The 13529-nt window shown below is 39.3% G+C and carries 10 protein-coding genes and 1 tRNA gene; 9 read left to right on the top strand and 2 right to left on the bottom strand.

Features of this window, described 5'->3' with window-relative positions; translation table 11 throughout:
* The first annotated feature begins 8 nt into the window (after nt 1-8).
* The 9 genes from HMPREF1551_RS06415 (at nt 9) to HMPREF1551_RS06375 (ending at nt 9424) form a co-directional block, all read left to right on the top strand.
* Nucleotides 9-563 (top strand): TerD family protein, encoded by a 555-nt coding sequence (locus HMPREF1551_RS06415; RefSeq protein ID WP_021628263.1) that lies wholly within the window; start codon nt 9-11, stop codon nt 561-563.
* A gap of 18 nt (nt 564-581) precedes the next feature.
* A complete protein-coding gene (locus tag HMPREF1551_RS06410) occupies nt 582-1253 on the top strand; it encodes a TerD family protein (RefSeq protein WP_021628262.1) in 672 nt (223 codons plus the stop codon).
* Between the two features lies 1 nt (nt 1254).
* Complete coding sequence (locus tag HMPREF1551_RS06405; RefSeq protein WP_034544422.1) at nt 1255-1893, top strand: vWA domain-containing protein; 639 nt, start codon at nt 1255-1257, stop codon at nt 1891-1893.
* Between the two features lie 3 nt (nt 1894-1896).
* On the top strand, nt 1897-2535 hold the full coding sequence (locus HMPREF1551_RS06400) for a vWA domain-containing protein (RefSeq protein ID WP_034544420.1): 639 nt from the start codon (nt 1897-1899) through the stop codon (nt 2533-2535).
* Nucleotides 2536-2546: 11 nt separating this feature from the next.
* The gene (locus HMPREF1551_RS06395) at nt 2547-3590 is read left to right on the top strand and encodes a TerY-C metal binding domain-containing protein (protein ID WP_021628259.1); all 1044 of its coding nucleotides are present in this window, start codon (nt 2547-2549) and stop codon (nt 3588-3590) included.
* Nucleotides 3590-4972 (top strand): PP2C family serine/threonine-protein phosphatase, encoded by a 1383-nt coding sequence (locus HMPREF1551_RS06390; protein ID WP_021628258.1) that lies wholly within the window; start codon nt 3590-3592, stop codon nt 4970-4972. The genes HMPREF1551_RS06395 and HMPREF1551_RS06390 overlap by 1 nt, the downstream gene beginning before the upstream one ends.
* 3 nt (nt 4973-4975) lie before the next feature.
* A complete protein-coding gene (locus HMPREF1551_RS06385) occupies nt 4976-6484 on the top strand; it encodes a helix-hairpin-helix domain-containing protein (protein WP_021628257.1) in 1509 nt (502 codons plus the stop codon).
* Between the two features lie 50 nt (nt 6485-6534).
* Nucleotides 6535-9255, top strand: a complete 2721-nt coding sequence (locus tag HMPREF1551_RS06380) for a calcium-translocating P-type ATPase, PMCA-type (protein WP_034544418.1) — start codon at nt 6535-6537, stop codon at nt 9253-9255.
* A 97-nt stretch (nt 9256-9352) separates the two neighbouring features.
* Nucleotides 9353-9424: transfer RNA gene (locus HMPREF1551_RS06375), tRNA-Arg, on the top strand.
* A gap of 49 nt (nt 9425-9473) precedes the next feature.
* On the opposite strand, the gene HMPREF1551_RS06370 is transcribed toward HMPREF1551_RS06375, so the two are convergent.
* Nucleotides 9474-10967: a RagB/SusD family nutrient uptake outer membrane protein gene (locus tag HMPREF1551_RS06370; RefSeq protein WP_021628255.1), complete on the bottom strand. Its 1494-nt coding sequence runs from the start codon at nt 10965-10967 to the stop codon at nt 9474-9476.
* Between the two features lie 11 nt (nt 10968-10978).
* A partial coding sequence (locus HMPREF1551_RS06365) for a SusC/RagA family TonB-linked outer membrane protein (RefSeq protein WP_021628254.1) occupies nt 10979-13529 on the bottom strand: 2551 nt, incomplete at its 5' end.

Below are 13529 nucleotides of genomic sequence, written 5' to 3'. Positions count from 1 at the left end.
CCAAAACTATGGCTATCAACTTACAAAAAGGACAAAGAGAAAGTATCAAAGCTCCCAAATTTACTATAGGATTAGGCTGGGATACCAACAACACCTCTACAGGAAGTGAGTTTGACTTAGATGCCTCTGCTTTTATCCTAGGTGAAAATAAAAAAATTCTTTCAGATAAGCATTTTATTTTCTATAATAATTTAAAATCTCCTAATGAAGCTGTTATACATACTGGAGATAATCGTACAGGAGAAGGCGAAGGTGATGATGAACAAATTATTGTGGATTTATCAAAGATAGAAAGTGAAACTTCTGAAATATGTATTGTTGTTACAATTCATGAAGCAGATATACGTGGACAAAATTTTGGGCAAGTGCGCAATTCTTTTATACGAATTTTTGATACAAATAGTAATGAAGAGTTATTAAAATACGAACTTGAAGAAGATTTTTCTATAGAAACTGCTGTAGAATTTGGACGTATTTACAAACGTAATGGAGAATGGAAATTTGAAGCTGTAGGTATGGGTATGAAAGGAGGACTAAAAGATTACTTAAACAAGTATAACTAAAAACAAAATATTTTAGGTATGGCAATTAATTTACAAAAAGGTCAAAAAATAGACCTAAGAAAAGATACAGGAGATCGATTACAGAACTTTTGTATTGGGGCCAATTGGGGTGCCATAGAAACAACTTCTAAAATTCTTTTTGGCCTAGCATCCAAAAAAGAAACTATTGATGTAGACTTAGATCTCAGCTGTATAGTTATTGATGAAAATAATAAACTTTATGATCATCTATATTCCCCTTTATACAACACAGCTCTTCTTAGGAACTACAACTTACCAAAAGGTAAATTGACAACCAATGATGGGGCACTACATCACACAGGAGATGACTTAGAAGGAGATAAAGGGGGTGATGATGAACTTGATAATGAAATTATTACTGTTGATTTAAAACGAGTCAACCCTCGAGTTTCTAAGATTTTTTTCTTTCTTAATAATGTTGGAAAAGAAGATTTTTCTCAAATTCCCTATGCTAAAATACGTATGTTTGAAGGATCTCCTGAACGTGTTAATTCTGTTTTTGCATCTTATAATGTATCAGCAGAACCTTCTTTTAAGGGAAAAAGATCTCTTATTTTAGCCAAACTATACAAAAAGAATGATGAATGGAAGTTTGATGCTATAGGAGATCCTACTGATGACATTTTTATTGGACAGACTATTCAACGTATACTAAAAAATTATTTATAAAATGAGAAGATTACCCGTATATTTATTACTAGACACTTCTGGATCTATGTCTGGTGAACCTATTGAAGCTGTAAAGAATGGAGTACAGATGATGATACATTCATTACGTCAAAATCCACAGGCTATTGAGACTGCTTTTGTAAGTATTATTACCTTTGATTCAAATGCTCAGCAGATTATACCTCTTACTGATTTAGCTTCTTTTCAGATGGTTGATATCAAGGCTAGTGGCATGACTTCCTTAGGAGCAGCTCTTAATCTATTAGCTGACAAACTTGAAAACGAAGTAACTAAGACTACCCTCGAACAAAAGGGAGATTGGAAGCCTATTATTTTTATCATGACAGATGGAGTCCCAACAGACGATTGGCAACTTGGCTTAAATAAACTAAAATCAGTAAATAAAGGGCTTGTGGTAGGCTGTGCGGCAGGAAATGGAGCTGATGATCAAGTTTTAAAACAAATTTCAGACTCTGTTGTGCGACTTAATAATACAGATGCTGAGAGTATAGCCAAATTTTTCCAATGGGTATCAGCCTCTATTGCTACTTCTTCTACTAAAGTAGAAGAAACAGGTATAGATCTTACTAAAAAAGATCAACTACCTCCTCCTCCAAGTGAATTGGTCATTATTGCTTAACCAATGAATAGACGCTTATTAGCATACTTCTTGTTAGACACTTCTGGTTCAATGAGTGGTGAGCCTATACAAGCCTTAAATAATGGCTTCTATGGGCTCATCAATATGCTTAGAACAGATCCTCAGGCTATGGATTCTTTATACATAAGTGTCATTACTTTTGATAGAGAAGTAGATAACCTAATACCTTTAGTTGATTTAGCCTCTTTCCAACCTTTAGAAATCACATGCCCTGAAAGTGGCCCTACTCATACAGGAGAAGCTCTGAAAATACTTTGTGAGCTAGTTAATAGAGATCTCGTCAAAGGTTCTGTTAATCAAAAAGGAGACTGGAAACCATTACTATTTATATTTACCGACGGGAAACCTTCTGACATTCAAAAATATAGAGAATATATTCCTAAGGTAAAAGCTTTAGATTTTGGTGTCATAGTAGGTTGTGCTGCCGGCCCTAAAGCAGAGATATCTTATTTACAAGAACTTACTCATGATGTAGTAAAGTTGGATACCACTGATGCCAATATGCTTACCTCTTTTTTTAAATGGGTAAGTTCTTCTATTGAAATGGGAGGAAAATCTCAAGGAACAGGACAAGCTATGCCTCTTCCTCCCCCTCCCTCTGAATTAAATTTGATCGTATAAAAATATAAAGTATGAGACGGTTACCTGTTTTTTTCCTAATAGATGTTTCTGATTCAATGGTCGGAGAGCCTATTGAACAGATAGAGGAAGGTATAGCCACCATTATCAAAGAACTCAAAACAGACTCTTTTGCCTTAGAGACTGTTTGGATTTCAATTATTGGTTTCGCAGGTAAGAGTAAAGTGATTTCCCCTTTACAAGATATTATTACCTTCTATCCTCCTAAAATACCTATCGGAAGTGGTACTTCTTTATCAAAAGGATTAGATACACTTATGAATACTATTGATAAAGAGGTTACTAAAACAACTCTAGGGCGTAAAGGGGATTGGAAACCTCTTATATTCCTTCTTACAGATGGAGTTCCTACAGATGATACTTCTAATGCTATCAAGCGTTGGAATGATCATTATCGAAAGAATAATAATTTGATTATAATCTCCATAGGTAATAATACAAATTATAACCTTATAGGACAACTTTCTGAAAATGTACTTCAATTTAATAATTCAGACTCCAATTCATATAAAGAATTTTTTAAATGGATATCAACATCTATAAAAACAACTAGTGAACAGATAAACCATACAAATAGAGAAGGAATTAATATTGTTAAAACAGTTGATGATACTATAGAAACTATAGATTTAAATAAAAAACATAAAATACCCGATGAAAATTTTGTTGTTGTATGTGGAAAATGCACTAATACAGACAAACTATATCTTATTAAGTTCAAAAAAAATTTAAAAAATTCTTTTTTCCATGGTATGAAAACGATTATATATACCATAGAAGGTACTTATAAGATAGAAGAAAAAACTTATAAAGAATTCTCAGAGAGAACTAATTATAATTTAAAAATATCAGCTGAAGCACTTGTAGGAAATCCATCTTGTCCTTATTGTGAAAATAATTATGCATTAGCTACTTGCTCTTGTGGAGGAGTACATTGTATATCTGGAGAAGGTGAAAATACTTGTCCTTGGTGTAATACTACAGCTTATTATGGAGCAACAGACGAAGATTTTAATATTAATCGAACTTTAGGATAATGGAAGAGATTATAAAAACAATGTTAAAAAAAGAAAACGAGAAACATGGTAAGATTTTTGATAAAATACTTTCCATACTCACAAATTCAGAAAAGATCAAAGATAGCTTTAACCTTTTTAGTGAACAAGTGAAAGAAAAATATAATATAAATTATGAAATAGAATCTTTCCAAGAAAAGTATTTTCCTATAACAAATGCTAATGCTAAAAAAGATTATTCTTTTACCTTCGATCTACAAGAATTTCCTAATATAAAAATTACAAAAATAAATAATATTGAAGTATTTAATTTATCTTTTGATAATCAAAGCAATACCATTACTGGAAAACCTCTAATTGCGGCAACTACTCAATTAGAGATTTATTTCTATTGTATAACCGATGATACAAAAACAATATATCGAAAGACTATTCCATTTATAATCAATGCTGATCCTAAGGATTTATGGCAAAATACACCTTTCCCTAAGGATTCTCTTTTTTATAAAAAAGATGAAGATTCCTACTCAGGAACTTTCTTAGATAAAAAAATCGTAATAGCCTCTAAAAGAGGACGTTCCCATGCACATCAAGGAACTTCTCGAGATGATGATTTTTACTCTTTAAAACTCCCTAATGAGTGGGAAACTATAGCTGTTGCTGATGGTGCTGGATCTGCTAAGTTCGCTAGAAAAGGTTCTGAGGAGGCTACTAAGTATATTTGTAATAGCTTCAATGATGAAATTTTTATATCCTCCATTAATAAACTTGTCATAAAATATTTCTCAGAGGAACTGACTCAAGAAGAATTATTAAAATGTAAGAATGACCTTATAAATACTATCTTTCCTAAAGTTAGAGATCTTTTGTACAAACATCTAAAGGGTATCTCTGAAAACGAAAATATTACAATCAAAGACCTACACACTACTCTTATATTTTCTTTATCTAAGAAATTCTCCTTTGGATATGTCTTCTTAACTTTCGGAGTTGGAGATTGTCCTATCTGTATTCTTGACAAGGAAGAAAATAAAGTAGAACTATTAAATACCCTAGATATTGGAGAATTTGGAGGTGGAACACGCTTTGTCACAATGCCTGAAATATATTCCAATGAAGCTAGTATCCCTATAGGAAAGAGGTTTGGTATATATAAATTTGAAGACTTTTCAAAATTATTTCTAATGACAGATGGCATTTATGATCCTAAATTTGTAGTTGAAAATAATCTTACCCAAATAGATAAATGGAAAGACTTCTTAAATGATCTGAATGGACAAAATGAAGATCTTGCAAAAGTTGATTTTCAAAATGATGAAAATATAGCAGAACAATTACTCCATTGGTTAGATTTTTGGAGCAAAGGAAATTCAGATGATAGAACACTAGCTATAATTTATTAACATATGAAGACTATAAAAGTATATTCTACTATTGATAATTCAAAAAGCTATGAATACATAGATGATGGTAATCCCAAACAAGGTGGCGTTAAAGATGTATATTTTTCTCCTGATCGTAAATATGTTGTTGCTTTCTTCAGAGAGACTTTGGATTTTAATCAAAAGGAACGTATAAAACGTATTGTATCCCTATATCTAGAGAATATAAAAAAAGGAAATGCTCCCAACTATTTCCTCAATGATATTTTTCGTTGGCCTTATGATACTGTAGAAAAAGAGGGTAAAACAGGTGTCATTGTACCCATCTATGATAAAAAATTCTTCTTTACAAAAGGACGTATTGCTGATGATGGATTAAAAGGAGAGGAAAAAAAGGGAAAATGGTACACTACTCCTTCTTTTCGAGATACTAAATACCCTCTTTGTCTAGACAAATCTGAATTAGGAGATTGGCTAAGCTATTTCCAAATAGCTATTAATATATGTAGAGGTGTTAAAAAAATGCATCAAATGGGACTTGCCCATTCTGATCTATCATACAACAATATATTAATTGATCCTATCACTAAATCAGCCAATATTATTGATTTAGATGGATTAGTCGTTCCTGGACTATTCCCTCCTGAAGTATATGGTACGCCTGATTTTATTGCTCCTGAAGTACTCAAAACAATGCACTTGGATTTCAAGGATAAGAATAAAAATCTCCCTAATCAAAGGACTGATTTACATGCTTTAGCCGTACTAATATACATGTATTTATTTAGGAGGCATCCTCTCAAAGGTAGTAAAGTTTGGGATTTAGATCCTCTCAAGGATGACCGCTTATCTATGGGTGAAAAAGCTGTCTTTATTGAAGATCCCAATAATTCCATCAATAGAGTAAAATCTAGCCAACTCCGTAAGTGGGATCTATTTTGGGGAGATCCTAATAAACTCCCTTATACTATAGCAGGACCTTATTTGACAGACTTATTTAAAAGAGCTTTTGTAGATGGACTACATAACCCTATGCTCCGCCCTATTGCTAATGAATGGGAAACAGCACTCTTGAAAACCGTTGACCTAATACAACCTTGCAATAATCCCAATTGCAATGAAAAGTGGTATGTTTTTGATAATACAGCTCGTCCTAAATGTCCTTTTTGTGGAACTCCTCATAAAGGAAGTCTCCCTATCGCTGATTTATATTATAACTCAGGTAAAAATATATGGAAACCAGAAAACCATAGAATTATGATATATCATAACCAATATCTTTTCAAATGGCATGTATCCCGAAAAGTATTAAGGAATGAGAATCTTATTGATGACGACAAAAAACCTGTAGGATACTTCACAATTTATAAAGACAAATGGGTTCTTGTTAATCAATCTCTTAGAAAAATGAAAGACCTAACTCTTAACAAAGATATCCCCATAAACTCTATGGTAGAATTGACTAATGAGAAAAAAATTATGCTTTCTGATGAGGAAGGTAGTCGATTATTATATATTACTCTTTTGAATTAATTTTTTTATATCGACAAAAAAATATAACTTTGCATCTTCAAATGAATACTATGTCTGAAAAACATCACTACAAAGGGCTTACTGATGCCCAAGTTGTTGAAAGCCGTCAAAAGTATGGCGAAAACACCTTCACTGCCGTGGAGGGCGAACCGCTTTGGAAGCAGTTCTTGGAGAAATTTACAGACCCTATCATCATCATTCTGCTGGTAGCCCTTGTCTTCTCCTTTGGTGTTTCCTTCTACGAATATACCGTCCATGATACAGGGCTCCATGCTTTCTTGGAGCCGGTGGGTATCCTCTTTGCGGTACTCTTAGCCACCGGAGTCGCTTTCTACTTTGAGCAAAAAGCTAACAAACAATTTGAAATCCTCAATCAGGTCAATGACGATATTTACTACAAAGTCATTCGCAATGAGCGCATTACCCAAGTACTCAAAAAGGACATCGTCGTAGGGGATATTGTGATTATCGAAACAGGTGAGGAAGTCCCTGCCGACGGCGAGCTGCTGGAAGCGGTATCTCTACACCTAAACGAATCCACCCTCACCGGCGAACCTCTGGTGCACAAAAGTACGCACCCTGAAGACTTCGAGGCCGAAGCCACCTACCCTACCAACTATGTATGTCGCGGCACTTCCGTGGCCGACGGACATGGTATCTTTGAGGTGAAAAAGGTGGGCGATGCGACCGAATACGGAAAAGTCTTCGAGGGGGTACAGATCGATGATTCGGTGAAAACACCCCTTAACGAACAGTTGGACAACTTAGCCGACCTCATCACCAAGGTAAGCTATGGGATTGCAGCCCTTGTGATTGTAGGCCGATTGATCGTCTATTTCGCGAATCCTACCCATAGTTTTGACAGTATTGACTGGGTGTCCTTCGGAGGATATCTGCTCAATACCGTAATGATTGCCATTACAGTGGTGGTGGTAGCTGTTCCCGAAGGATTGCCGATGAGTGTGACCCTGAGCCTGGCCTATAGCATGCGTAGTATGATGGCTACCAACAACCTCGTGCGCAAGATGCACGCCTGCGAGACTATGGGGGCTACTACAGTGATCTGTACCGACAAAACAGGTACGCTTACCCAAAACCAAATGACTATCTACGAGACGTATTTCAACTCCTTTGCGGATAGTTCCTTAGCCGACCGACTCATTACAGAGTCTATGGCGGTCAATTCCACCGCTTACCTTGACTTCTCCGAGAAGGACAAACCCAGTGTGCTGGGCAACCCTACCGAAGGGGCGCTCCTGCTTTGGCTCTATAGCAAGGGTACCAACTACCTGCCTATCCGTGAGGAAAGTGAAGTATTACAACAACTTACCTTCTCCACCGAACGCAAATATATGGCGACCCTCATCTACTCGCCTACCCTGAAAAAGAATATCTTATACGTAAAAGGAGCCCCTGAGATTGTAATGACTTTCTGTCAGAGAGAAGGAAAACTAAACTCCACTATCTCCCAAGCGGATTTCGAAGCCAAGCTACTCCAATACCAAAACCAAGCCATGCGTACCATCGGCTTTGCCTACAAGGAAATAGACGATCCTAAAGCTATTATCTCCGAAAATGGCAAGTTGGTAGTCAAGGGATTACACTTTATCGGTATCACTGCTATCTCTGACCCTGTTCGCCCCGATGTACCTGCAGCTATTGAGGAATGTATGCAGGCGGGTATTCAGGTGAAAATCGTAACAGGTGATACCCCAGGTACCGCCAAGGAGATTGCCCGACAGATACACCTATGGGATGAGAGCTGTACCGACCGTAACCATATCACTGGGGCTGAGTTTGCCGCTATGAGCGATGCCGACCTCTTAGAACGTGTGGGTGACCTACGCGTAATTTCTCGTGCACGTCCGCTCGATAAGGCACGCTTGGTGAATTTGCTCCAACAAAAAGGCGAAGTAGTAGCTGTAACCGGTGATGGTACCAACGATGCCCCTGCGCTTAAGGCTGCTCAGGTAGGTCTTTCCATGGGTGATGGTACCTCTGTGGCCAAGGAAGCCTCCGATATCACCATCTTGGACAACTCCTTTAGCAGTATCGGAAAGGCAGTCATGTGGGGGCGCTCGCTCTACCTGAACATCCAGCGCTTTATCCTCTTCCAGATGACCATCAACGTGGCCGCTTGTATTATCGTGCTCATTGGGGCTTTCTTAGGCGTGGAATCACCCTTGACCGTAACTCAAATGCTTTGGGTGAACCTCATCATGGATACTTTTGCCGCCTTAGCCTTGGCTTCCTTACCGCCAAGCCATAGTGTGATGTATGACAAACCTCGTCCGCGAAAGGCCAATATCATCAGCCAACCCATGGCCAAAGGAATTTTTGGGGTAGGTGGATTCTTCGTGCTCTTGCTCTTTGGATTTATACAATACTTTAAGAATGAAGATATTACAAGCCTAACTCAGTTCTCCTTAGGGGATTACTTTAGCCACTTCTTCCACTTTGGTGCCCCACAAGGAAGCCTATCGGCTTATGAATTGTCGTTGTTCTTCTCCATCTTTGTATTCTTACAATTTTGGAATATGTTCAATGCCAAGGCCTACCGTACTGGCAAGAGCGCCTTCCATCACATAGGCAAGAGCCAAGGATTCTTGATGATTGCTGCTGCCATCATCTTAGGACAGCTCTTTATCACCTCCTTCGGTGGAGATATGTTCAGCGTAAGACCCTTACAATTAGTAGATTGGGCAATTATCATCGGTGCCACCAGCTTTGTACTTTGGATTGGTGAGCTCCGAAGAGCCATTCGCTCTTAATTCCATCAGGATTCCTATTAACAATTGACCATTAACAATTAACAATTAGCCGTTAACCATTAATCATTATTTTTTGTATCTTTGCAAACTCAAAGGGGGTCTCATAGTTCAACGGATAGAATAGAAGTTTCCTAAACTTTTGATCCAAGTTCGATTCTTGGTGAGACCACTTTACAAAAAAGAGGCTGTCCTTGCGGGCAGCCTCTCATCTTCTTGGGTTATCTGATATTAGGATTGTTATTGATTTCATCTTCAGGGATCAGTAGGGTGATCTTAGGATCGTTGTACTGGAAGGTTTCCCCTTTGTAGCGCATATGGTTGTCCCCTCGGGTGACACTCTTGTGATTACGCTTGAGCGAGAGATAACTCTTTCCCTCACCCCATAGCTCTATACGAGTGTTAAGGTAGATATCATCCAGCAGGGCTTCCTTCGATAGCCCATCTACATAGGCCACATCGGCATCAGCAGTAGCCTCTGGATAGCGCAGCGTAAGTAGTTGCTTATAGTAACGCTTAGCTTCTGATAGATTATTTGCCTTGGCCAATCCTTCGGCAGCCAAAAGATAGAACTCATCCACTCGCATATAGATATAGTCGGTGGTCACCACCATCTGTCCCTTGCGCTTACGCCCTGGAGCAAAGAACTTATTCACTGGGCGATGACGATTATTAAGTGATGGATTAACATCCACATCGTTATCATTGAACTGTTTCTTGCGCAAATCTCTGTCTCTTATCTGACTATAGAGGCGGCTATCTATTGCCTTGATCTCATTGGCATCCGCATAACCATAGGTAAAGACATCTACCTGTGACCACCAGGAAACCTCGGATATATCACTCTCTGCGGTGATATCCAAGCCCCACATCCAGCTAGGGGTACTCAGATCATTGAAGCCTCCTCCTAACTTCGTATCTGGATTATAGCAGATTTGCTCACGAGTGGTAAGGGGGTATTTATCACTACGAACAATATCCAACGCCAAATTGGTCATCTCCTCTGTCTGTCCCATCGCTCCATATACATAGGCCAAAAGTCCTTCGGCTACGTACTTATCGATCACGCCTTTATTGGGGCGAACAAAATTCTCAAGATCTCTAATGGCTTGGGTAAGATCACTTACCACAAGGGCGTATACCTCTGATTGGCGTGCTTTGGAGGCTCCCGCCATTCCGGTTTGGGTATAGATAGGAATAGAGAGCGCATTAGGGTCATATTCGGTGGTAAAGAGCTGTAGCAAATAGAAGTAAGCATATCCCCTAAGGGCATGGGCTTGGGCTACAATATACTTCTGCTCATCATCCTGAGGCGTACCTACCTGCTGGATCAGTTCATTGGCAGTATAGATTACCTTGTAGTAATAGCGCCAAGGCGTATAGTTCTCCGATACAGTAAAGTCCTGTGCGGTTTGCAAGTTGGCCACATTGGAGAACCAACGATAGTAGGTACGCACAAAGGCCATATCGCCCGAGAGCATATCCATATAGATGTCATAACTCTTCTGTCCGAAGTCCTCCGCCCTGGGAGAGGCCTTCCCTGGACGGGTATTGGCCGAACCAGGCTTGGCCAGCAGTACATACAGCCCGTTGAGCTTCGCTTGTGCCGCAGCATCCGAGAGAGTCTCAGTAGGGGTGGTCTCCAAAAAATCTTTCTGGCAGCCGACAAGCGCCATACTCACTGCCAATAATCCTATATATATCTTTTTTTTCATGGTTGTTGTTTTTAGAAATTAGCTTTTACCCCTAAGGTAAAGGTTGAAAGAGGTGCATATTGGTAACGTCCGGAATTACCTATCTCTGAGGTGGTAGGGTTGAACCCACGGCGATGGGTAAGTATCCATAGATTATCTCCTGATAAGGTAAAGGTAAGCCCTGAGAATCCTACACTCTCACATACTTCCTTGGGCAAGTCATAACCTAAAGTGATGTTATTCAAGGCCAAATAGTCGGCTTTAGTCAAAAAGCGTGTAGATTGGCTGGAGGAATTTCTCTCATTGGCACTAAAATTAGAGGAAAGACGTGGCACATCGGTCTGATCGCCTGGCTTTTGCCAACGGTTACGCACATCCACATGCCATATGTTACTACCTATATTTCCATTGGTCATCATACTCGCGTAGATATTATCATATGCATAGCCTCCTACGCCATAGAGCCATTGGGTACTGAAAGAAAAGCCTTTGTAAGCAGCCCTTAGGGTCACCGCTCCACGTACATCGGGTATAGCGGATTTTCCTACATATTTTTGAGTAGCCAAAGCATAGGTCTCTGTAGTAGTCTCCTGTACCGCTACCCCTGGATTGGCGTGTTCGAACTCATAGAGAGAGGCTATTTCTTCCCCTGTATCATACTGCTGGTTGTTGTTGCGATCCTGATAGTGCAAGGTATATTGAGCAGCTCCTGTATCAGGATTCACCCCTCTGTATTCTCGCATATAGAAATCAAAGATAGAATGATCCTTTGTCCGAGCGTAGCCCCCTAAGTTATCCAATACTTTAGGCTTCCCTGTAGTATTATCTATTGGCATACGGGTGAGCTTGTTGGAAAGTACTTCCCCATTAAGCCCCAAGTCTAACTTGAAGTCTTCTCGATTAACCAAGTGGCTGGTAAGGGTGAACTCCAATCCTTGATTGATGAGCAAGCCATCATTAACCTTATATACATTGTTACCTGAAGAAGGCGCCAAGGTACTATCAAAGATGAGGTTATCGGTAGTCTTGTGATAGTAATCCAATTGTATATCTACCGCTCTCTTTTCTAATAAACTGAACTCAGTTCCTACTTGGAAGATCTTTGATTTTTCCCAAGTCAAGTTTGGATAACCTATACGACGGAAACTCGCGGCAGGTTGCCCCATGAAATTGTCTATATTATAGACATCATAACCAGCGTAATAGTTGGTATTTTGGTCTCCTACAGTTCCATAGCTGGTCTTTAGCTTAAGGTAAGGTACATATTTGTTGTTCTCCAAGAATTTTTCTCGGCTCACTACCCAGCCTATACCAGCTGAAGCAAAATTACCCCATTTATCCTTAAGGAAACGAGAGGAACCATCGCGACGTAAAGAGGCAGAGAAGAGGTAACGACCTTCATAGTCATACATCAACTGGCCAAAGTAGCTCTCCAAGCGATACCCTATGGTATAGGAGTTAAGTCCTGCCAACTTGATGGCATTGTTAAGCTCTGTCCCATTGGGGTCTATCAAGCCGCTCTTGTTTCCACTTAAGGTAGTCCAATCATAGGTGGTACTTTCATGAGCCGCAAAGGCTTGTAGATTGTGGCTTCCAAAGGATTGGGTATAGCGCAAAAGCTGTAGGAAGGTATAGTTCAAAAGTTCCTGACGATACTTTACGATACGTCCCTTCTCCCCTTTTTCTGCTCCATAATAGGGGTTGGTGATATTATCCTTATTCTTATTATAGTACTGTCCTCCCAAGCGGGTCTCGAAGGATAGTTCTTTAAGAAAGTCTATCTTGAAAAACACATTGGCATTCAGCTCATTGCGAGTTCTATCTTTTCTATCATACATCCCTTGGGCTACCGCATTGGTGGTACCAGAGAAGCCTCGATCATCTCCAAAGTCATATACATAATTGCCTGGATAATACTTATCGGCTATCTTATTCCCATTCTCATCGCGTAAGAATAAAGGATAGAGCGGTGGCATGTTATCCGTTACCCAAAAGAGGTTATCCACATCCTCAGTCTGGCCATTCTCTCTACTCTTGGAATGAGCATAACCCAAGTTAAATTCTCCTTTGAGCCAAGGTTTGGCTTGGTGAGAGACATTCACACGTCCTGAATAACGTTGGAAATGGGTGTTGAGCGCATACCCTACATCATCCAAGTAGCCCAAACCGGTATAGTAAGTGGTCTTGTCATTTCCGCCACTGACACTAAGGTTGTATTCTGAACGCACCGATGCCTGATAAGCATAATCTGACCATTTTTCAGGCGTATATTTGCGGGTAACACCTGAGCGTATCTTCCCTGTCGTAGGGTCTATAAGCTGCTCGGTAGCTACATTCCACATATTATATTTAGGAGCAAAGCCATCATCTCCAAAGAAATTCTTGTTAGCAAAGTCCTCCACACTGGAATAATTGCGATCAAAGCCTCGTCTATTTCTTTGTTGTTCCAAAACTCCACGCTGGCTCATCGCACTCCAGCCTATCTCTACGTATTCCTCTGGACTGCTGATTACCTCATAGCGAGGCAAAAGACGTGAGTTGAACCCTATCTTAACGTGAGTTCGATATAAGAAAGTTACTTTT

It is taken from the genome of Capnocytophaga sp. oral taxon 863 str. F0517, assembly GCF_000466425.1.
Taxonomy (GTDB): domain Bacteria; phylum Bacteroidota; class Bacteroidia; order Flavobacteriales; family Flavobacteriaceae; genus Capnocytophaga.
The sequence above is the reverse complement of the archived record's forward strand: the minus strand, read 5'-3'. Positions and strand labels throughout refer to the sequence as shown.